Source organism: Ideonella sp. FW305-24 (assembly GCF_058788035.1).
Window position 1 is genome coordinate 382,855 of record NZ_JBYTAI010000003.1, and the last position, 20,711, is coordinate 403,565.

Sequence of the window (20,711 nt, forward strand, 5' to 3'; positions counted from 1 at the left end):
AAGGTGCCCGGCGGGGCGGAGGTGTGCCATGTCGACTGAGACCCAGGCGCCGGCCGTGCTGGTACTGCATCCGGATGACAACGTCGCCGTGGCCCGCGCCGTGCTGTTGGCGGGCGCGGTGATCGCGGTTCCGCGCGGCGGCGCGCTGGTGGCTCGCAACGAGATTCCCGCGGGCCACAAGATCGCGCTCGCTGACATCGCAGCGGGCGCCGTGGTGCGCAAGTACGGCCAGGTCATCGGCACGGCCACCGCGCCCATCGCCGCCGGCGAGCACGTGCACGTGCACAACCTGGACATGGGCGACTCCCATCCGCTGCACGGCGTCGGCCATGCCTACGTGCCGACCCGGCCCGCGGAGGTGCCCGCCACCTTCGAGGGCTACCTGCGCGCAGACGGCAGTGTCGGCACGCGCAACTTTGTCGGCGTGGTGTCCAGCGTCAATTGCTCCGCGACGGTGTGCAAGGCCATCGAGAAGGCGTTCGAGGGCGCCGCGATGGCCGAGTGGCCGGGCGTGGACGGCGTCGTCGCGATCACCCACGGCGGCGGCTGCGGCATGAGCGGACGCGGCGAGGGCATCGAGTTGCTGCAGCGCACGCTGCGCGGCTACGCAGCCCATGCCAACTTCGCGGCCGTGCTCATCATCGGGCTGGGCTGCGAGGTGAACCAGGTCGACGGCCTGGTCGACCCGCGGCTCGCGGCGATTCCCGGACGGCTGCGCACGATGACCATCCAGGACGCAGGCGGCACCCGCGAAGCCATCGCCAAGGGCGAGGCCATCGTGCGGGAGATGCTGGATCTCGCGGCCACCGCCCGCCGCACGACGCTGCCCGCGAGCCGGCTTGTCGTCGGCCTGCAGTGTGGCGGCTCGGACGGCTATTCGGGCATCAGCGCCAACCCCGCGCTCGGCGCTGCAGTCGACCTGCTCGTGCGCCATGGCGGCACCGCGATCCTGTCGGAGACACCCGAGATCTACGGCGCCGAGCACCTGTTGACGGCGCGCGCCGCGCGGCCCGAGATCGCCGAACGCCTGATGGCCCGGCTGCGGTGGTGGGAGGATTACACGGGCAAGAACGGCGGCGACATGAACAACAACCCGTCGCCCGGCAACAAGGCGGGCGGCATCACCACCATCCTCGAGAAGTCGCTCGGCGCCGTCGCCAAGGGCGGCAACACCGGGCTGATGGACGTGGTCGAGTACGCCGAGCCGGTCACCGCGCACGGGCTGGTGTTCATGGACACGCCCGGCTACGACCCGGTTTCGGCCACCGGCCAGGTCGCCGGCGGCGCCAACCTGATCTGCTTCACCACGGGCCGCGGCTCCACCTACGGCTGCAAGCCCACGCCATCCATCAAGCTGGCCACCAACAGCGCGATGTTCGAGCGCATGCGCATGGACATGGACTTCAATGCCGGCGAGATCGTCGATGGCACGCTGGATGTCGCTCAGGCAGGTGAGCGCCTGTTCCAGCTCATGCTGGCCACGGCTTCGGGACAGCGCACGCTGAGCGAGCAGCACGACCTTGGCAACAACGAATTCGTGCCCTGGCAACTCGGAGCCGTGATGTGAGCGCCAGCGCAGCGTTGGACGTCCTGACCGCTGGCGAGGCCCTGGTCTTGCTCGCGGCAGAGGAGACAGGCGGCCTGCATGCCGTCGAGCGATTCCGCCGGTTCAGCGCCGGGGCGGAGTTGAATGTTGCGATCGGCCTGGCGCGCCTGGGCCTGCGCGTCGGCTACCTGACCCGGCTGGGCGACGATGCCTTCGGTCGATTCCTCGGCGAAGTCCTTCAGCGCGAAGGCATCGTCGCGGACTTCGCGAGCGTCGATCAAGGCAGTTCCAACGGCTTCATGCTGAAGTCGCTCGAAGCGGACGGCACCGATCCGCAGATCGAGTACTTCCGCCGCGGTTCTGCGGCCAGCCGCATGCAGGCGGGGGATCTCGCCCGCCTGGACAGCACCCGGGCACGCCACCTGCACCTGACGGGCATCCTTCCCGCACTGTCGCCTGGCTGCGGCGAGCTGGCGCACAGGCTCGTGCAACGCGCGCGCGAGCAAGGCAGCAGCCTCTCGTTCGACCCGAACCTGCGCCCACACCTGTGGCCCGACCGCGAGCAGATGATCCTGTCCATCAACGGGTTCGCGGCCATCAGTGACCTGGTGCTGCCTGGCCTGGCGGAAGGGCGCCTGCTGACAGGCCGAACGCAGCCCGACGACATCGCCGATTTCTACCTGGCACTGGGCGCAGGGGCCGTCGTGGTCAAGCTCGGCCCGGATGGCGCCTATTGCGCCAACCAGCAGGGACTTCGCGCACACGTCCCAGGCGTGCAGGTGAAGCGAGTGGTCGATACCGTGGGCGCAGGCGATGGCTTCGCGGTCGGCGTCGTCAGCGCGCTACTCGAAGGACTGCCGCTGGAAGCGGCGGCGCAACGCGGCTGCGCCATCGGGGCGCGCGTCGTTCAATTCCCGGGCGACTGCGACGGCCTGCCCTCGAGAGCGCAGTTGCAGGTTTGACCATGCGGCCACTGCGGGCCTTTGGCCTTTCCTGAAACGCATCAGGAGCGCCTCAGTGCTGTGGAAGAAGCGGGTTGATCGCTCGGCCTGCTCTTCGGGGCCGTTCGGCGCTTTGCCGCGCAGGCCGGCAGTTCAGGCCGAAGCCGAGTTCTCGGCAACGAAAGCGCGGTAGGCGCGCAGCGGCCGGCCCAGCAGCGTCGCCAGGCGTTCGACGTCACCGGCGTCGGGCTTCATGCCTTCGGTCAGGAAACGCTCGCTCATCAGGCGCATGTCGTAGGCCATCCAGCCCGGCATGAAGTTCAGCAGGTTCTTCTCGAAGCCCGCGGTGTCGTCGCCACCGTAGTTGATCGGTCGACCCAAAACGTCCGACCAGATGCCAGCGACGTCACTTCCCGTCAGCGCGTCCGGGCCGACCAGGTTGATCCGGCTCAGTGGCAGCGACCCCGGTGCCTGTTCGCGGCGCAGCAGTTCGAGAGCCGCGACTTCCGCGATGTCGCGCGTGTCGATCATGGCCAGACCCTTGCTGCCGATGGGCATCGGATACACGCCGTAGCCGGTGATGACGTCTTTGATGGTGAGGTCGTTCTGCATGAAGTACGCGGGCCGCAGGATGGTGGCACCGAAGCCCATCTGCTCGAGCATCCGCTCCACGCCGAACTTGCCGGCGAAGTGGGGCACGTTGAGGTACTTGTCGCTGTGGATCACCGACAGGTAGACGATCCGGTCGATGCCGGCGTCACGTGCCAGATTGAGCGTGACCAGGGCCTGCGTGAACTCGTCGGGGACGACGCCGTTGAGCAGGAACAGCGTGGAGGTCCCGGCCAAGGCTCTGCGCAGCGACTCGACGTCGAGCAGGTCACCTTGAACGACTTCGACGCCGGCGGGGAACTGGGTCTTGGCCGGGTCGCGGACGAGTGCCCGCACGGCGGCGCCCCGGTCCACGAGTTGCTGAACGACTTGGCGGCCGATGGCGCCAGAGGCGCCGGTGATCAGGATGGTCATGAAAAACTCCGTGTTTGGTTGAAGCGAGACCAGATCTTCTTCGTTCCTCACGGAGGCCGATAGACGCTATATTTGGACACTTCGTCTCATGGCTGGAACACATGGACTTGCTTGCGCTGGCTGACTTCAACCTTGTCGCCCGACACGGGGGCGTCGGGCGCGCGGCGCGCGAATCGGGTCGTCCCAAGGCCACGCTGTCGCGGCGCGTGGCAGATCTGGAAAGCGGCCTCAACCTGCGTTTGTTCGAGCGGGGCGCGAGGGCGCTGAAACTCACCGAAGAGGGGCGCGCCCTGTACGAGAGAACCTCGGCGCTGCTGCTCGAAATCGACGAAACGGCTGCGGCGATCACGTCGGGCGGCGCGACGCCGCGAGGCAGCTTGCGGGTGAGCGCACCGCTGCTCTTTTCGCAGGCCGCCATGGGGAAGCTCGCGGCCAGGTTCGCGCTGCAGTATCCCGAGATCCGCCTCGAGGTCACCACCGAGGACCGGGCCGTGGACATGGTGGAAGAGGGCTACGACCTCGTGATCCGCGTCAACCCCGACGCGGATGCGAGGCTGGTGGGGCGGATCATCGTGAGGGATCGCCTCGTCGTGGTCGCCAGTCCGAAACTCAAGCCGCCTGTGGGCCAGGCGACGGTGCCAGCGGTCATGCGAGGCGGCGGCTTCGGCGCAGCGGCAGCTTCCTGGGAGTACATCGGCGCGTCTGGCAAGAAGAAGCGCATCACCGTGACACCCGCTTTGAGTCTTGCCTCGTTGTTCATGGTGCGAGACGCCGTTCGCGCGGGCGTCGGTGTGGCGTGCGTACCGATCTCTCTGGTGACCAAGGATCTGGCCGGCGGGCAGTTGGTGCGCTGGGGCGACGTCGAAGGCCCGGAGATTGCACTGTGGGCCTTGTACCCCTCTCGCCGGCTGCTGAGCGCACGTGTATCGACCTTCCTGGAGTTCTTGAAAGCGTCGTTTCCCACCGGGTCGCCAGATGAACTGGCGGCCTTCATCGACTGAGCTGCGGCCTGTTGACACATCCCAAGTGCCTCCCCGAGTGCCTCCCAAGTGCCCGACCGGCTGAGCTTCCAGCGCTTTGCCGGCTCGACGGGGTGCTGCACATTGCTCGCCCGAGAGCTGGTACAGCCCCTGCAGGAACACCATTCGCACCAGCACCTCGGTGGCATCCACAAGAAATCAGAAAGTCATTGACCTGCTTCCCGAAAAGCCTCAAGCTCCAGCGGCGAAAATTTGTTGATACTCAGCAAATCCTCCATCGCCCTCTACACACGTCGCCCCCAACGACTTGTCATGACCGTTCGAGCTGCATGCAGCCCTCCGAGCGGCCGTTTTACCTGCGGTGCTGTTTGAGCCTGCAGCTTTGATTGATCAAGATTTTCCCTTCTGCCATTTCCATGGGCCAATTCGTCGTTTCGCCCACGACACACCCGACCGAATGCGGCCGCTTTCGCGCCTCGATCTCGGTTCAGCGATCGCAAGGCAACGGCAGCTACTGCCGTGTCTTCCGTTTTGACAAGACGTTTGCCTCACGTGATGCGGCCCGGCTCTTTGCCGTGTCCCAGGGCTGGCTGCAAACCAGCATGGCCCAGCCACCGGCCTGCTGACGGCTTGGTGGGAGACGTTCCCACAAGCGGCCCCAACTGCGAAACCGGGTTTCGCGAATGCGCACTTGAACCTGCGCCACTCTCATCCAGAAAGGCTCAATCATGAGCAGCAAAATCTACGTGGGCAACCTGCCTTACTCCGTCACCGACGCCAGCCTGAAAAACAATTTTTCGGAGTTTGGTGACGTGTCGTCCGCCAAGGTCATGATGGACCGAGACACCGGCAAATCCAAGGGCTTCGGCTTCGTGGAGATGTCCACCCCTGAGGTGGCACAAGCCGCCATCGAAGCACTGCACGGCATGTCGGTGGACGGACGCTCCATCGTGGTGAGCCTGGCTCGCCCCCGCGAGGCCACTGGTGGCGCTGGCGGCCATGGCGCAGGCGGCTTTACCGCCAGCAAGCGCGCCGACGTTGGCTACGGTAACGGGGGCTACGGCGGCGGTCGTTATTGAGCGCCTTCGGGCGCATGCAAAGCCGGCCCCGAGAGGCCGGCTTTTTTTCGCCCGTTGCGCCGGCGCGGCCGCTTGACGGTGACGGCCTTCTTGTACAACTAACTGCGCGAAGAACTGGTAGCTCATCGAAGCTCACGGGCAAAGAACGCCGACGCCACCGAGTCCCCCTGCCAGGGTGACCGGCGGACGGGCCGCGGCGCCGTGCGGCTGCCTCCGATCATCCACAGCCGAATGGGCTTCAAGGTGGGCCCTGCCCCGCTTCTCAACGTGTCAGGGCTGACCTTCCCGCCTGAGCAGCTCAGCATGTTGCCAGAGGTCGTTCAGCAGATCGCCATAGACCTTGGCCTCTGTCCCTTCGATGGAGGTGTTCGTCACGAAGACGATGGCGGTCTCATGAGACAGGTCGGAAAGCATCTCGGCGCGCACGCCCGGATCCGACCCACCGTGGCCGATGCGGGTGACGTTGAACTTGGTGGACCAGAAGATGCCCGAGTTCTTCTCATTCAAGGTCACGTTGTCGGGCTTGTGGGCGTCCGTGTACTGGAACCTGAGCATCTCTTCCACCGTCCTGGTGTCCAGGATGCGCGCCTGTTGGTACTGTCCGCCGTTCAACAGGGCGATGAAGAACCGCGACAGGTCGCTCACCGTGGTTCTGACGCCTCCGTCCGCGTAGGTCGTCAGCCCGTACGGCGGGATGGGAATGCTCAGGCCGGACTGGCCGACGTAGAGGGTCGAGTGCGAACCGGCCGGCACGTCCGCCAGCCGCCAGGCCGTACGGCTCATGCCGAGTGGCTGAAAGATCTGCCGCTGGGTGTACGAAGCCAGCGATTCGCCCATGGCTTGCTCGACGATGAAGCCCGCCAGGCCCGCCCCGATGTTGGAGTATTCGCGGTGCGTCCCGGGCAGGACCGGCAGAAAGTTCTCTCGGGCGTAGCGGCTGCCGCCGGGCACCAGATAGGCCTTGAGGAAGGCGCCCATGGGCTCGGGTGCATCCGAGCCCCAGTGGTACGTATCCCGGTAGACCTCCCAGCGGTCCGTGATGCCCGAGGTGTGCGTCGCCAGCTGGCGAAGCGTGATGGGGGCGTCGGGAAAGAACGGGTTGGCGATCCGGAACGGCAGGTAGGTGTTGATGTCGGCATCGAGCGAGAGCTTCCCGCTCTGCACCACCTGCATCAGCGCTGCGCCCGTCACGGTCTTGCTGATCGAGCCGACGTTGATGACCGTGTCGGGCGTGAAGGGTGTTTTCGCGGCTTGATTCGCGTAGCCCCAACCCTGCATCCACACCACCCGCCGATCAAGGATGAGGGCCGCGGCCGCGCCGACGATCCCGGCGTCGTCCATCCGCTTCTGGATCCTGCGCTTCAACGCTTCGCCGGAAGCCAACGCGGCGCCGGGATCGGGCAAGGCTTGTGGCGCGGCCAATGCCGCCGCAGCCGGCTGTCCGGCCAGCACCACGGCCGACATCATGCTGACCGACGCCACGGCCAGCGCCCACGATCTACCTGCGCCCATTGCATGTCCTCTTGCTCAAAATCACACGATCAGTGCCTGGTCAAGCCTGCAAGCCTTTCAACTCGGACTTGGGCGGCACCCATGGCAGGCATCAGGATGCCACCACGACGCGCACCGGGCGAAGGTTTGCGACGAAGCGGGCCCTGAGCCGATAGGGCGCCCAAGACGCCCTCAAGTGATCGATGAACGGAAGCCTGCTGCGGTTCCGCGGCCCACTCGTTCTGCAGAACCTGATCGAGCTCGGCGCCTGAACGCGCTCGGTCGTTGTCCATCCTTCGGTGCATCCCGTGACCAATTCCATCATTCACGTGATCCCGCCCGGGACTCCCTGGGAGACCATCGATCCGCTTCTCGTCTGCGCGCATCACGTCGACCACTTCCCGCGGGGAATGGCGAACTGGGGCCGGTTGTCATTCCCGAGATCGGGCCTGCCGGTGCCACGCACGATTGGCGGAAGTATTTCGGCAAAAGAGTCCCCGGTCTTCCGGCGCCCCCCATCGTGGCTGACGGTTCGGCGAATGACCGCTTGCGGGCGCCATACTTGACACAGGAACTTCCGCCTGGGGTCGCCATGGAGAGCTCTGCATAGCGCCCCGTTGCTGCCTCTCGCCGCTTCAGACAAGTGACCTCGAACTGGTCATTCGGCTTCCTGCTGGACCAGGCTGTCGCGCTCCGCGAAGATGCCTGCCATCACCGCCGCGTTCTTGGTTCCCCAGGTGCACAGCGGGATGATCGCGTCGGCCAGACTGCGGCCGAGCCGGGTCAGCGCATAGTCCACGCGCGGCGGTACTTCGTTGTAGCTTGTCCGCGCCAGCACCCTATCGGCCTCCAGATCCTTCAGCGACTGGATGAGCACCTTGTCGCTGACGCCCTCGCCAGTCGCTTCAGTTCGCCGTAGCGCTTCGGGCCGTCGCGAAGGAAGAACAGGACCAGCGGTTTCCACTTGCCCGAGATGACGCCGCGCTCGACGGCATCGAGCAGGACGCCGACCAACTCGCCAGGACCTTGAAATACAACAACGGCCGTCACGACGACCTGAAGCGCGAGCCGGCCGACACCCGCCTCATGTGAACTTGGCAAGAAAGAAATCTTTATGAACTACGCAATCATCGGCTTCGGCCGGATCGGCCAGGCACTGGCCAAGGCGTTTGCCCGAAGCGGCATCGCCGTCTCCATCGCAACCACGCGCAACCCGGAAAGCTTCGCATCCGACGCGGCCGCGATCGGACCGCAGATAAGTCCCACCACATTAACGGAGGCCGCCAAGGCGGACGTCGTCTTTCTGGCTGTGCGGTTTGAATCGCACACAGATGTCGGGGGTGCGCTTTCCGACTGGCACGGAAGAACCATCATCGACGTGAGCAATGCCTATGGCGTGCCTCCCGAAACCTTGGGAGGACAGCCCTCATCCAGGTTCGTTGCACAGGCCTTCCCTGGTGCCCGACTGGTCAAGGGCTTCAACCATCTGGGCGCTGCCGTCCTCGACCAGGATCCCGCTGTGCACGGCGGAAAGCGAGTCGTGTTCCTGGCGAGCGATGATGAAGGCGCGGCAGCAGAGATTGGCGAGCTCGCGAAAAAGCTCGGCTTCGCGCCGATCCAGCTTGGCGGGCTTTCCGAAGGTGGACTGCTCGTGCAGGCACGCGGAAACAGCTGGGGTCGCCTGATCTTCAAGGACCTGGTCAAGTTCGAGTGATGAGAAGACGCTCGAATCGGGTCGAGCACGATCCGATTCGAGCCTGCCGGAGAAGACACGATGAGCACCAAGGTCAAGGTCGTGAAGAACTTCTTCGCCGCCATCTACCGAGGCGACAAGCAGACTCCGCCGGCGCCCGTTCATTGACTTTGGCGCAGAGGTCGCCCCGCCGAAATCGAACTCTAAGCCATCGGACGCGGTCCGAAATTCGGGCTGCCTTCTGTGAAACTCTCCCCCGGTTGAATTGGCCGTTGTGCCAGTATCCGAAGTACCCGCGTTACGCCGGCCCGGCGAACGACCCCAACGCCGCGAAGATGGCATCGAACTACACCTGCAGTTAGGGCCGAGTCGGGGCCCGGCCGAACAAGGCGGCGCATCGAGACCCGTGGGCGGGCAGTCGCCGCGGCGACGCGGCGGTGCACACGATTCACGTTGCCAAAGTTGCGCGCCGGGGTGCAGGCTCTCAGGTGGTCAGCGCGTCCCCGCGGCGCGGGTCGCCGTGGAATGGCCCCGCCCTGCGACGGCCGCCGGCCCGCGTTTCGGTGCCGCGGCCGCGGCTGCGTGGCGGTTGCGCGCCGCCGTCATCTGCGGCATGTGGCTTTCGATCCAGTCCGTCAGGCCCACGACCTGGCGCGAGGCGTCGCGGCCCAGCGGCGTCAGGCTGTACTCGACATGCGGCGGCACCACGTCGTGCGCCACCCTCAGCACCAGGCCGTCGAGTTCCAGCCATTGCAGCGTCTGCGCCAGCATGCGTTCACTGACGCCGCCGATGGCCCGCCTCAGTTCAGCGAAGCGGTGTGTGCGCTTGGTCAGCACCATCAGCACGAAAAGTCCCCAGCGGCTGGTCATGTGCTTCAACACTTCGCGCGACGGGCAGGCCTCGGCGAGCAAGTCCCCTCGCGCCGTGCGGCCCCCCTTCGGGCGCCGGGCTCCAGGGTCCTTCGGATGGGCGGATTCACTTACTTCCATGCACGTACTTTCAAAAAGTAATCATTGATTCTAGAGTGGCGCCTCGTCATTCACTTCACCGTCTCACCATGACCACCGCCACCTCCATCGCCATCACCGGCGCCACCGGTCAACTGGGCCGCCTCGTCGTCGCCGCGCTGAAGCAGCGCGTTGCCGCCGAGCAGCTGCTCGCCCTGGTCCGCACGCCGGCCAAGGCCGGCGACCTGGGCATCGCCGCCCGAGCCGCCGACTACACCAGCCCCGACACCCTGCCCGGCGCGCTGGCCGGCGTGCAGACGCTGCTGCTGATCTCGTCCAGCGAGGTCGGCCAGCGCGAAGAGCAGCACCGCAATGTCATCGACGCAGCACGTGCGGCCGGCGTCGGGCGCATCGTCTACACCAGCCTGCTGCGTGCCGATGTCTCCACGCTCAGCCTGGCCAGCGAGCACCGCGCGACCGAGGCCATGCTGAAAGCCAGCGGCGTCGCCTACACCCTGTTGCGCAATGGCTGGTACACCGAGAACTACACCGGTGCCATCCCCGGGGCCTTGGCCGGTGGCGCGCTCATCGGCAGCGCCGGCGAGGGGCGCATCGCGTCGGCCGCGCGCGCCGACTACGCAGAGGCTGCGGCCGTGGTGCTGACGACGCCGGGACAAGAAGGCCGCACCTACGAACTGGCCGGCGACACGTCGTACACGCTGGCCGAGTTCGCGGCCGAGCTGTCGCGCCAAACCGGGCGTTCGATCCCCTACCGGAACCTGACGCCGGCCGAGTACGCGAACGCGCTGGCCGGCTTCGGGCTGCCGCCAGCGTTGGCCGAAGCGATCGCCGGCTGGGACTTCGAAGCCTCCAAGGGCGCCCTGTTCGACGATGGCAAGGCGCTGTCGCGCCTGATCGGCCGGCCGACGACGCCGCTGGCACAGGTGATCGCCGCCGCCTTGAAGGCGTCCTGAAGGGCGCCATCACACTCTCGCCATCGTCAATGGAGATTGACGTCCCCTTCCGGACGAGTCGATGCAATTCACATCGCCATCGAGGCACGCGTTGCCGACACCCGCACCGCGGCGCGTTCGGGACGGGAAAGTCTTTTTCATTCGTTGGGCTCGAACGCCCGCACATCGGAGCTCCCGTGCAAACCACTTTCCATGCCCTTGTCATTGCGTTCCTGCTTGCCGCCTCTCCGGCGCTGCGAGCGCAGGTTCCGGTCCTCGCAAATCCGAACCAAGAGCAAATGCTGATCGGCAGCGATCCCAAGGCAGTCATGAACAAGCGGTTGGTCTACGACTTCTGGCGTGAGGTCTTCGAAGGCGGACACATGGAACTGGCCGAGAAATACATGGCTGATTCCTATGTCCAACACAACCCGAACGTCGCCACCGGACGAGCAGCATTCGTGGACTTCTTCAGCAAGGTCGCCAAGCCCAAGCCGATCGAGCCCAAGATCAAGGCCCCATTGGTCGCCGTCGTAGCCGAAGGAGACTTGGTCGTACTCGCCTTCGCGCGCGAGGGCACCGATCCGAAGGACGCGACGAAGAAGTACACAACGACGTGGTTTGACATGTTCCGCATCGAGAACGGCAAGATTGCAGAACACTGGGACCCGGCCACGAAGCAGTAGGCCGACGGCACCGTGTCGGCGCGACCACAGTCACAGGCTGCCAACCTCAGGCGGGCGGCAACCGGATTGCTGGTTCGTAGCGTGCGCGACGACAGCGGCAACCCCGACGTAAAGTGCTTTGCTGCGGCAAGCGCGCTCGGCGGATCGTCCAGAAGCTCGTCGAAGCGCCCACGGGCTGAACGTGCGCCGCGGAACGCCAATCGGCATGGGCTTCGCGCTTGGGCGTGTGCCACTGCCCGGCCGTGTAGTGCAAGGCCCGTCCCGGCAAGCTCCTGGGCAACACGCTGTGCAGGTTGGCCAGCAGCAGCTTCTCGATCTCGCTGAGCACCGGCACACTGTCGTGCTGGCGTCGCCGCGTGAGCTCTGCGGGACCGACGCTTGTACGATGGTGATACAGGTCTCGACCAACTGGGTAGTGGCAGTGGCCGGATCGCAGCGAAAAATTCTGGGGTATGAGTGGGGGTATCACTCACAGCCATGTAAATGGATCTCAACAAAAACATGAACTTAGGTACACCATGAAACTCGCCACCTGGAACGTGAATTCGCTGGCCGTGCGGTTGCCGCAGTTGCTGGACTGGCTTGGCCAGCATCAGACGGATGTGGTGGTGCTGCAGGAAACGAAACTGACGGACGACAAGTTTCCGCACGAGGCGCTGAAGGAAGCCGGCTATCACGCGCAGTGGTTCGGCCAGAAGACCTACAACGGTGTGGCGCTGGTGTCGCGCGAGCCGGCGACCGATGTCGCGCGCAACATCTTCGGCTTCGAAGACGAACAGGCACGGGTGATCGCGGCAACGGTGAACGGCGTGCGCGTGGTCGGCGCGTATTTCCCGAACGGCCAGGCACCGGACAGCGACAAGTTCGTCTACAAGATGGGCTGGCTGACGGCGCTGCGCCGTTGGCTGGCAGACGAAATGGCCCAGCACCCGCAACTGGTGCTGATGGGCGACTTCAACATCGCGCCGGAGGACCGCGACGTGTATGACCCGGTTGCCTGGGCCGGGCAGATCCACTGCACGCCCGAAGAGCGGGCGCACTTCCAGGCGCTGATCGCAATGGGCTTCGTCGACGCGTTCCGGCTCTTCGAGCAACCGCCCAAGAGCTGGAGCTGGTGGGACTACCGCAACCTGGCGTTCCGCAAGAATCAGGGCCTGCGCATCGACCACATCCTCGTCAGCCAGGCGCTGAAGCCGCGGGTCACGGCCTGCGTGATCGACAAGCTGCCGCGCAAGAACGAGCGACCCAGCGACCACGCACCGGTGGTCATCACCCTCGACTGACATCGACAAGCGCCACGGCCAGAGGCTTGCAGGCCTGGCCGCATCAATCGTCCAGCGCGAGTTCCTGGATCTTGCGAGTGATGGTGTTGCGGCCAATGCCCAGCTTTTGCGCCGCCTCGATGCGGCGACCGCGGGTGATGGCCAGCGCAGTGCGGATCAGCCGTGCTTCGAACTGACGGGTCAGCAGGTCCCAGACCTCGGGCGAACCGGCTTCCAGCAGGCGCTTGGCCTCGGTTTCGAGGTCCTGCAACCAGGGTGCCTCGCCGCTGCTGCTGGGCGCAGCTGCCACGCCGGCTGGCGCCGCTGCTGCTGCCATCACAGGTGTGGGAACGGCGAGGTTGCCGGGCTGCGCTGCCGCCGGCTGCGGCGAATAGCCACCTTGCGGCAGCGCACGCGCAGTCTCGGCGGGATCGACGTGCAGGCTGTTGACCGACACCGCTGGCACCGGGCCGAGGAACTCGGGCGGCAGGTCCTTGGACTCGATGACCTGGGCCGGTGCCATCACGGTCAGCCAGTGGCAGACGTTTTCCAGCTGGCGCACGTTGCCCGGGAACTCGAACAGCTTGAGCCGCTCCAGCGCGTCGTCGGTGATGCGCTTGGGCTCCACGCCCAGTTCCTTGGCGCTCTTCTGCAGGAAGAAACGGGCCAGCGCCGGGATGTCTTCGTTGCGCTCGCGCAGCGGCGGCAGGCGCAGGCGGATCACGTTCAGGCGGTGGAACAAGTCCTCGCGGAAGCCGCCCTCGCGCACCCGCTGCTCCAGGTTCTGGTGGGTGGCGGCGATGACGCGCACATTGCTGCGCAGCGGCTGGTGGCCGCCCACGCGGTAGAACTGGCCATCGGACAGCACACGCAGCAGCCGGGTCTGCAGGTCAAACGGCATGTCGCCGATTTCGTCCAGGAACAGCGTGCCGCCATCGGCCTGCTCGAAGCGGCCGCGCCGCATCGTCTGCGCGCCAGTGAAGGCGCCGCGCTCGTGGCCGAACAGCTCGGACTCCAGCAGGTCCTTGGGGATGGCTGCGGTGTTGATCGCGATGAACGGGCCGTTGCTGCCCAGGTCACCGCGCGGGCTGTGGCGGTGCAGCGCGCGGGCCACCAGTTCCTTGCCGGAGCCGGACTCGCCGGTGATCAACACCGTGACATTGCTCTGCGACAGGCGGCCGATGGCGCGGAACACGTCCTGCATCGCCGGCGCCTGGCCGAGGATCTCGGGTGCCGGTGCGCCGCGCTCGTCATTGACCTCTTCGCGCAGGCTTTCTTCGACCGCGCGGCGGATCAGCTCCACCGCCTTGGTCAGGTCGAAGGGCTTGGGCAGGTATTCGAAGGCGCCGCCCTGGAAAGCCGACACGGCACTGTCCAGGTCGGAGTACGCGGTCATGATGATGACCGGCAGGTTGGGCATGCGCTCCTTGACCTTGGCCAGCAGTTCCAGCCCGGAGCCACCCGGCATGCGGATGTCGCTGACCAGCACCTGGGGCTCGTCATCCGCCAGCGCCGCCAGCACGTCGCGGGGGTTGGCAAAGCTGCGCACCGGCAGCTGCTCGCGGGCCAGGGCCTTCTCGAGGACGAAGCGGATGGATTGATCGTCGTCGACGATCCAGATGGGTTTCATTCGAGCGGTCGTTAGGTCTTGAAAGCCAAGGAAAGGCCGCTCCCAAATTGAACCACCCCAGCGCGGGCCACCGCCATTGGCGGCCCGGGGGTGTCCTCGCTTCAGGGCAACGGAATCACGATCTTGAAGACCGTGCGTCCCGGTTCGCTGTCACATTCGATCATGCCCTGATGTTGCTGCACAAAGGTCTGCGCCAGCGTCAGCCCTAGCCCTGAGCCGCCCTCCCGCCCCGATACCAAGGGGAAGAAGATGCGTTCTCGCAAGCTTTCGGGGACGCCCGGTCCGTTGTCCTGGATATGCAATTCCAGTGCCAGTCGATTGCGCTGCTTGCCAATCGTCACCTGCCGGGCAATGCGGGTGCGCAGCACGATCTGCGCGTCACCGGCGTCGATGCGCTCGGCCAGCGCCTGGCTGGCGTTGTGCACGATGTTCAGCAAGGCCTGGATCAGTTGCTCGCGGTCGCCGCGGAACTCGGGGATGGAGGCGTCGTAGTCACGCACCACCTCCAGCCCGCGCGAATGCTCGGCCAGCACCAGCGAGCGCACCCGCTCGCAGACCTCGTGGATGTTGACGTCCGTCACCACATGCGGCTTGCGGTGCGGCGCCAGCAGCCGGTCGACCAGCAACTGCAGCCGGTCGGCCTCGTGGATGATGACCTGGGTGTATTCGATCAGCTCGGGCGACGGCAGGTCCATTGCCAGCAGCTGCGCCGCACCGCGGATGCCACCCAGCGGGTTCTTGATCTCATGCGCCAGGTTGCGGATCAGTTCCTTGGTGACCTGGGCCTGGCCCAGCGCACGCTCCTCGCGGTCCTGCTTGGTCTGCTGCTCGATCTCCAGCATTTCAACCAGGATGCGGGTGTGCGAATGCTCGGTCTGGCTGACGATGATGTGCACCGGCAGCGGCTCGTGATGACCGACCACCGCGCGGCGCAGCGCACCTTCGAAGCGGCGGGTGGCGAATTCGTTGCGGGCGACCGCATCGATCGCCTCGCTGAGCGCCGCCGGTTCGCGGAACCACTCCAGCATGCTGCGTTTGAGCAGCGCCTTGCGCGACATGCCGATCACCGACTCCAGCACTGAGTTGACGAACAGGCAGGTCCCGTCAGGCTGGACCACGGCCACCATCGTGGCCAGCAGGTCGAAGGTTTCCCAGGCCTTGGCCTCGGCCGACTCGCGCGGGCGCAGCAGCTTCACGACGGCAGCTTGCCGAGTTCGCGGCGCAGTGCGGCCACGTCGGCTTCCTTGCGGCTGATGGCAGCCTTCAGGTCGGACACGCGGTCCTGGTACTTCTGGAAATTGCGCTCGTCGCCGCGGCGCTCGGGCTCGCCGTTGTTGTACTCGCGCTTCATCGCTTCCAGCGCCGCTTCTTCCTTGCGCAACTCGTCGTCGAGGATGCGGCGGGCATCGGTGTCGCGGCTTTTCTGCTCGGAGGAATCCACGCGCTCGCCGTCGGAACGAGCGGTGGTCGCCGGACCGGCTGGCGCCTTCACCCTCGGGCCGGCGATCGTCGTCGGCTGCTGGGCCTCGCGCGCCTTGCAGCCACGCTGCTCGGCTTCCTTCGAAGTGATGGTGTTGGTGAAGACATTGCCTGGGCAGATGTAATACACCGACGGTGATTGGGCCTTCGCCTGTCCCGCACCGGCCAGCAGCGCCATGCACGCGGCAACGGCAAGAAAACCACCGGCGACACCGCCGGACAAACCGCGTGAAGCACGGATGTCACTGAGGACTGGAGGCATGGGAAATGACAGGGCAGACAACCGCATGGCCGGCATTGTGAACCGAAAAAAAAGGGACGGCGCAAGCCGTCCCTCTTCCGTTACCAATGATCCGTGAAGGATCACAGGGCGTAGTACATGTCGTATTCGACCGGGTGCGTGGCCATGCGGAAACGCGTGACTTCCTGCATCTTCAATTCGATGTAGGCGTCGATGTACGCATCGGTGAACACGCCGCCCTTGGTCAGGAACGCGCGGTCCTTGTCCAGGTAGTCCAGCGCCTGGTCAAGGCTGTGGCAGACGGTCGGGATCTTCGCGTCTTCTTCCGGCGGCAGGTGGTACAGGTCCTTGGTGGCGGCTTCGCCCGGGTGGATCTTGTTTTCCACGCCGTCCAGGCCGGCCATCAGCAGCGCGCTGAAAGCCAGGTACGGGTTGGCCGAAGGATCCGGGAAGCGTGCTTCGATGCGGCGGCCCTTGGGGTTCGCCACGTACGGAATGCGGATCGAGGCCGAGCGGTTCTTGGCCGAATAGGCCAGCTTCACCGGGGCTTCGAAGCCGGGCACCAGGCGCTTGTACGAGTTCGTGCCGGGGTTGGTGATGGCGTTCAGCGCGCGGGCATGCTTGATGATGCCGCCGATGTAGTACAGCGCGAATTCCGACAGGCCTGCATAGCCGTCACCAGCGAACAGGTTCTTGCCGTCCTTCCAGACCGACTGGTGCACGTGCATGCCCGAACCGTTGTCGCCAACGATGGGCTTGGGCATGAAGGTCGCGGTCTTGCCATAGGCATGGGCGACGTTCACGATGATGTACTTCTGCAGCTGGACCCAGTCAGCGCGCTCGACCAGCGAGCTGAACTTGGTGCCGATTTCCATCTGGCCCGCGTTCGCCACTTCGTGGTGGTGCACTTCGACCGGAATGCCCATCTGCTCGAGCAGCAGGCACATTTCCGAGCGCATGTCCTGCGCCGAGTCGACCGGGGGCACGGGGAAGTAGCCGCCCTTGACCGAAGGACGGTAGCCGCTGTTGCCGTGCTCGTATTCCTTGCCGCTGTTCCAGGCAGCTTCTTCGGATTCGATCTTGAAGAAGCAGCCGGACATGTCGTTCGCCCAGCGCACGCTGTCGAAGACGAAGAATTCGGGTTCGGGACCGAAGTAGGCCACGTCGCCCAGGCCCGAGGACTTCATGTAGGCCTCGGCGCGGCGGGCCAGCGAACGCGGGTCGCGCTCGTAGGGCTTGCCGTCATGCGGGTCGATCACATCGCAGGTCAGGATCAGCGTCGGCTCTTCAAAGAACGGGTCGACGTTGGCGGTGTTCGGGTCCGGCATCAGCAGCATGTCGGAGGCTTCGATGCCTTTCCAGCCAGCGATGGAGGAACCGTCGAACGCGTGGCCCGAGGTGAACTTGTCTTCGTCAAAGGCGGACACAGGCACGGTCACGTGCTGTTCCTTGCCACGGGTATCGGTGAAGCGGAAGTCCACGAATTTGACTTCGTTTTCCTTCACCAGCTTCATCACATCGGCGACGGTCTTGGCCATCAATAAGGCTCCTGGCGGATGAGTTGTTCAACAGGGTGCTTGGTCGCAATTCCCCGACACTGGCCAGCCCTCGAGCCAGCCCACGGGTGCACCACGGCGCCGGCGAATGTAGCAGAAACCATGCCCAGAAATGGGGAGCGAAGGGGGTGCGGACCCTGTGGCCAGACGCCGCGAATCGCCCTCGCCCAGACCTGATTTGCACCAAGCCGGGACAGCCAGCCCCGGCCGCGCCGCAGTGCAAAGCGCAGAAGCTGCCATATTTGGTGTCGTGAATCCGGGCATCGCCAACGCCCTGGCAGGGCAAGGCGCCATTTGCACCAAACTGGTGAGAATCCGAACCAACTCAGGGCGGCACCGCCAAATCAGGGCATCGTCCGCCGAATCGGGCTCAGGCCAGGTCGAAGCGTAAGCCTTCGAAAGCGGCCAAGCCCTGTTGCAACTGCGCGAAGGCTGCCGCGACGCTGCCCGGCTCGCCCTTCACGCCCAGCTCGATGTGCTTGCCGCGCTGCGGGTGATCGACGCTGGGCAGGCTGAAGACGCGCACGCCGGGGAACTGGGTTTCCAGCGTTTCCATCAGCGGCGTCAGTGTCGCCTCCATGCCGCCATAGACGAACAGCGAGCGCTCTTCATGGGCCAGCGGTGCCAGCTCGGCGTACCGGCTCGCCAGCACCCATTCGATCATCGGATGCGCCATCACCGGGAAGCCCGGCACGAAGTGCACATGGCCGACGCTGAAGCCCGGGATCTTGTTGTACGGGTTCGGGATGATGCGCGCGCCCTCGGGGAACACGCCCATGTTGAGCCGGTGCACGTTGTCCGGCCGGTCCGGCTCCCAGGTCGTGCCCTGCTCCGCGGCCACGTCGCGCATGCGCTCCTCGATCAGCGCCTTGGCCTCGGGATGCAGCACCAGCGGCCGACCGGCGGCCAGCGCGGCGCACTGGCGGGTGTGGTCGTCCGGCGTGGCGCCGATGCCGCCGCAGGAGAACACCACTTCGCCGGAGGCCATGGCCTCGCGCAGGGTTTCGGTGATGCGCGAGCGCTCGTCGCCCACGTAGCGGGCCCAGGCCAGTTGCTGGCCACGCGCGGCGAGCAGCTCGATGACCTTGGCCATGTGCTTGTCCTGGCGGCGGCCGGAGAGGATCTCGTCGCCAATGATGATCAGACCGAAGTTCATCGTGCGGGGCAGTTGAGGTGAATGAAGGGTCAGGCCGGCGGCAGCACGGGCGGCTGCGGTGGCACGTCGCGCTGGAAGTCGTAGTCGGAACCGGGCCCGTCGACCGACAGCTCGCGCAGGTCAGTCGCCTGGCGGGCCGCGGCGGCGGCATTGCCGGCGACGATCAGGCGGTCGTCCCGCAGGGCGCCCAGGCAGTAGTGCACGAACCAGAGCGCGGAAAACGCGAACACCAGCGTGTAAAGCCAGATCGACACGACGATCAGGAACGGCGCCAGGATCAGCGTGGCGGCGCTGACGGCCCACAGCAGTGTGGGTGCAGCGCCCAGGTAGCCGGTGATCACGCCGATGAACAGCAGCGGCCAGTGGTGGCGCTCGCGAATGCGCAGCCGCTCGGCTTCGCTGGCGTGTTCGGCCAGCGCGTCGAAGCTCATGACCTTGGTGGTCAGCCAGCCCCAGATCAACGGCGGGATGATCAGCGCCAGCGGCGGGACCAGCCACAGCGGCGCGCTCAGCAGCAGCGCCACCAGCGCCACCAGCGCCAGCAGCGTGGCGCCCAGCGACACGGCCAGCCCACGCCAGAAGTTGCCGCCACGCAGGCGCTCCAGGCCAGGGAAACGCCGCTCGGCCACCAGGCTCACCAATGCCGGCGTCATGAAGGCCGCAACCAGCAGCAGCGACAGCACGACGACCACCGGAATTGCCACCGCCAGCACGATGATGATGGCCATCATGGCCCGGAAGCTGGTGCCCGCATGCAGGTCCAGCCAGCGCAGCACTGCCTCGGTCAGCGACCAGGTTTCCAGCCAGTTGCGCACGCCGTCAACGGCCGGCTCGTAGAAGAAGTAGCCGGTCACCAGCGTCAGGCCGCCCGCCACCACGAGCGGCAGCAGGGTCAGGCCAATGACACGCGGCATGAAGAGATAGGCCGCCGCGCGCCAGACCGAATCAAGCAGGAGTTTCATGGCGCGCAAGCATACGGCAGCGTGGCCATGAACCCTGGGTGGGCCGTGGCGTTCTTTCAGCTCGCCTGGCGGCGTGAGAACAGCCGCTGCAGGCCCAGCCACTGCTGGCGCCAGAAACCGCGGCCGTAGTCGCGCCCACCCGCTTCGGGCAGCTGGTCGCGAATGCCGGTGGCCGGCCATTCGGCGCCGAAGTGCGCGCTGCGGAACAACAGGTCCCAGACAGGAAACAGCACCGCGAAGTTGTGCCCACCCAAGGTGCCCTGGCCCTTGGACTCATGGCCGACGCCGATGGCGTGATGCAGCCTGTGGAAGCGCGGGCCGACCAGCAGCCGCTCGCCCAGCCAGCCGAAATGCAGCCGGGTGTTGGCATGCGCCAGGTTCTCGATCAGCTGCGACAAAGCGACCAGCGCAACGAACTGCCCCGGCGCCACGCCGATCAGCCGCGCCAGCAGCACAAACGCGCTGTCGATCAGCAGGTCGTCCAGCAGGTGGTTGCGGCTGTCGGTCCACATCGTCATGTGGCGCTGGCTGTGGTGCAGCGAGTGCAGCGCCCACCACCATTCGAACTGGTGCTGCGCCCGGTGCAACAGGTAGTTGGCCAGGTCGAACACCAAGAGGTAGGCGACGAAGCCAGCCAGCGCGGTGTCGGTCAGGCCCGGCCACCATGGCGCGATCCACTGGTCCAGGTGCCAGGCGCCGTAGCCGGCCAGCGCCAGACCACCGAACAGCGCGTCCCACAGCGGGTCGATGGCCAGGAACAGCCCGACGCGGAACAGCCCGAGCCGGTGCAGCAGCGTGTAGAGAAAGTCGATGAAGATCGCATGGCGGCGCTCGGCACGGCGAGCAGGGTCGGCTGGTGCCGCTTCGCCCGGCCACCAGCGCTGCAGCGGCCCGATCAGCGCAACGATGATCACCAGCTGGATCAGACCGACCAACAGCCAGCCGGTCGCGTCGAACGCGTCTTCCAGGTATGCACCCCAACCCATGGAGAACAGCAGGGGCTGCACCACCGCTTCGTACAACCACTGCTGGGCCAGGCCGAAGACATCGGCGACCCAATCGAAAACAGACGACAAGACCTGCAT

General features: G+C 65.9%; 20 protein-coding genes and 1 pseudogene. 9 read left to right on the plus strand and 12 right to left on the minus strand.

Annotated features, from left to right (window positions below; translation table 11 throughout):
• The first annotated feature begins 28 nt into the window (after nt 1-28).
• Nucleotides 29-1,567 (plus strand): UxaA family hydrolase, encoded by a 1,539-nt coding sequence (locus AC3WR5_RS10695; protein WP_492484218.1) that lies wholly within the window; start codon nt 29-31, stop codon nt 1,565-1,567.
• On the plus strand, nt 1,564-2,508 hold the full coding sequence (locus AC3WR5_RS10700; RefSeq protein WP_492484220.1) for a sugar kinase: 945 nt from the start codon (nt 1,564-1,566) through the stop codon (nt 2,506-2,508). The genes AC3WR5_RS10695 and AC3WR5_RS10700 overlap by 4 nt, the downstream gene beginning before the upstream one ends.
• 132 nt (nt 2,509-2,640) lie before the next feature.
• Here the strand turns inward: AC3WR5_RS10700 and AC3WR5_RS10705 are convergent, their stop codons facing one another.
• Nucleotides 2,641-3,510 (minus strand): SDR family oxidoreductase, encoded by an 870-nt coding sequence (locus AC3WR5_RS10705; protein WP_492484222.1) that lies wholly within the window; start codon nt 3,508-3,510, stop codon nt 2,641-2,643.
• Nucleotides 3,511-3,611: 101 nt separating this feature from the next.
• On the opposite strand from AC3WR5_RS10705, the gene AC3WR5_RS10710 reads away from it, so the two are divergent.
• From AC3WR5_RS10710 to rbp, 3 genes are all read left to right on the plus strand, one after another.
• Nucleotides 3,612-4,511, plus strand: coding sequence for a LysR family transcriptional regulator (locus AC3WR5_RS10710; RefSeq protein WP_492484224.1), 900 nt, complete (start codon nt 3,612-3,614; stop codon nt 4,509-4,511).
• Nucleotides 4,512-4,906: 395 nt separating this feature from the next.
• Nucleotides 4,907-5,116, plus strand: coding sequence for a hypothetical protein (locus AC3WR5_RS10715; protein WP_141286991.1), 210 nt, complete (start codon nt 4,907-4,909; stop codon nt 5,114-5,116).
• A 102-nt stretch (nt 5,117-5,218) separates the two neighbouring features.
• Nucleotides 5,219-5,569, plus strand: coding sequence for an RNA-binding regulator (gene rbp, locus AC3WR5_RS10720; protein ID WP_492484226.1), 351 nt, complete (start codon nt 5,219-5,221; stop codon nt 5,567-5,569).
• A 270-nt stretch (nt 5,570-5,839) separates the two neighbouring features.
• Here rbp and AC3WR5_RS10725 read toward each other — a convergent pair whose 3' ends face one another.
• Together AC3WR5_RS10725 and AC3WR5_RS10730 are read right to left on the minus strand one after the other, a co-directional pair.
• Complete coding sequence (locus tag AC3WR5_RS10725; RefSeq protein ID WP_492484228.1) at nt 5,840-7,081, minus strand: serine hydrolase domain-containing protein; 1,242 nt, start codon at nt 7,079-7,081, stop codon at nt 5,840-5,842.
• A gap of 637 nt (nt 7,082-7,718) precedes the next feature.
• Nucleotides 7,719-8,074 (minus strand): annotated as a pseudogene (locus AC3WR5_RS10730) (winged helix-turn-helix transcriptional regulator).
• A 100-nt stretch (nt 8,075-8,174) separates the two neighbouring features.
• On the opposite strand from AC3WR5_RS10730, the gene AC3WR5_RS10735 reads away from it, so the two are divergent.
• Entirely contained in the window at nt 8,175-8,774 is a 600-nt protein-coding gene (locus tag AC3WR5_RS10735; RefSeq protein WP_492484230.1) for an NADPH-dependent F420 reductase, read from the plus strand.
• A 471-nt stretch (nt 8,775-9,245) separates the two neighbouring features.
• Here the strand turns inward: AC3WR5_RS10735 and AC3WR5_RS10740 are convergent, their stop codons facing one another.
• On the minus strand, nt 9,246-9,623 hold the full coding sequence (locus AC3WR5_RS10740) for a winged helix-turn-helix transcriptional regulator (protein WP_492484232.1): 378 nt from the start codon (nt 9,621-9,623) through the stop codon (nt 9,246-9,248).
• A 188-nt stretch (nt 9,624-9,811) separates the two neighbouring features.
• On the opposite strand from AC3WR5_RS10740, the gene AC3WR5_RS10745 reads away from it, so the two are divergent.
• Nucleotides 9,812-10,675: an SDR family oxidoreductase gene (locus AC3WR5_RS10745; RefSeq protein ID WP_492484234.1), complete on the plus strand. Its 864-nt coding sequence runs from the start codon at nt 9,812-9,814 to the stop codon at nt 10,673-10,675.
• Between the two features lie 176 nt (nt 10,676-10,851).
• Nucleotides 10,852-11,340 (plus strand): nuclear transport factor 2 family protein, encoded by a 489-nt coding sequence (locus AC3WR5_RS10750; RefSeq protein ID WP_492484236.1) that lies wholly within the window; start codon nt 10,852-10,854, stop codon nt 11,338-11,340.
• Nucleotides 11,341-11,386: 46 nt separating this feature from the next.
• Here the strand turns inward: AC3WR5_RS10750 and AC3WR5_RS10755 are convergent, their stop codons facing one another.
• Nucleotides 11,387-11,668 (minus strand): hypothetical protein, encoded by a 282-nt coding sequence (locus AC3WR5_RS10755; protein ID WP_492484238.1) that lies wholly within the window; start codon nt 11,666-11,668, stop codon nt 11,387-11,389.
• A gap of 190 nt (nt 11,669-11,858) precedes the next feature.
• Here AC3WR5_RS10755 and xth point away from each other — a divergent pair, with 190 nt between their 5' ends.
• Nucleotides 11,859-12,623 carry an exodeoxyribonuclease III gene (xth, locus tag AC3WR5_RS10760; protein ID WP_141286550.1) on the plus strand — a complete coding sequence of 255 codons (765 nt, stop codon included), beginning with the start codon at nt 11,859-11,861 and terminating at the stop codon, nt 12,621-12,623.
• 43 nt (nt 12,624-12,666) lie between these two features.
• Here the strand turns inward: xth and ntrC are convergent, their stop codons facing one another.
• From ntrC to AC3WR5_RS10795, 7 genes are all read right to left on the minus strand, one after another.
• Nucleotides 12,667-14,232 carry a nitrogen regulation protein NR(I) gene (ntrC, locus tag AC3WR5_RS10765; RefSeq protein ID WP_492484240.1) on the minus strand — a complete coding sequence of 522 codons (1,566 nt, stop codon included), beginning with the start codon at nt 14,230-14,232 and terminating at the stop codon, nt 12,667-12,669.
• 101 nt (nt 14,233-14,333) lie between these two features.
• Nucleotides 14,334-15,428 carry a nitrogen regulation protein NR(II) gene (glnL, locus tag AC3WR5_RS10770; RefSeq protein ID WP_259372430.1) on the minus strand — a complete coding sequence of 365 codons (1,095 nt, stop codon included), beginning with the start codon at nt 15,426-15,428 and terminating at the stop codon, nt 14,334-14,336.
• Nucleotides 15,425-15,973: a hypothetical protein gene (locus tag AC3WR5_RS10775; protein WP_231011374.1), complete on the minus strand. Its 549-nt coding sequence runs from the start codon at nt 15,971-15,973 to the stop codon at nt 15,425-15,427. Before AC3WR5_RS10775 ends, glnL begins: the two co-directional genes overlap by 4 nt.
• Nucleotides 15,974-16,074: 101 nt before the next feature.
• Nucleotides 16,075-17,490 (minus strand): type I glutamate--ammonia ligase, encoded by a 1,416-nt coding sequence (gene glnA, locus AC3WR5_RS10780; RefSeq protein ID WP_141286546.1) that lies wholly within the window; start codon nt 17,488-17,490, stop codon nt 16,075-16,077.
• A gap of 388 nt (nt 17,491-17,878) precedes the next feature.
• Nucleotides 17,879-18,664, minus strand: coding sequence for a competence/damage-inducible protein A (locus AC3WR5_RS10785; protein WP_492484243.1), 786 nt, complete (start codon nt 18,662-18,664; stop codon nt 17,879-17,881).
• A gap of 29 nt (nt 18,665-18,693) precedes the next feature.
• Nucleotides 18,694-19,626 carry an EI24 domain-containing protein gene (locus AC3WR5_RS10790; protein ID WP_492484245.1) on the minus strand — a complete coding sequence of 311 codons (933 nt, stop codon included), beginning with the start codon at nt 19,624-19,626 and terminating at the stop codon, nt 18,694-18,696.
• A 56-nt stretch (nt 19,627-19,682) separates the two neighbouring features.
• Entirely contained in the window at nt 19,683-20,711 is a 1,029-nt protein-coding gene (locus AC3WR5_RS10795; protein WP_492484247.1) for a sterol desaturase family protein, read from the minus strand.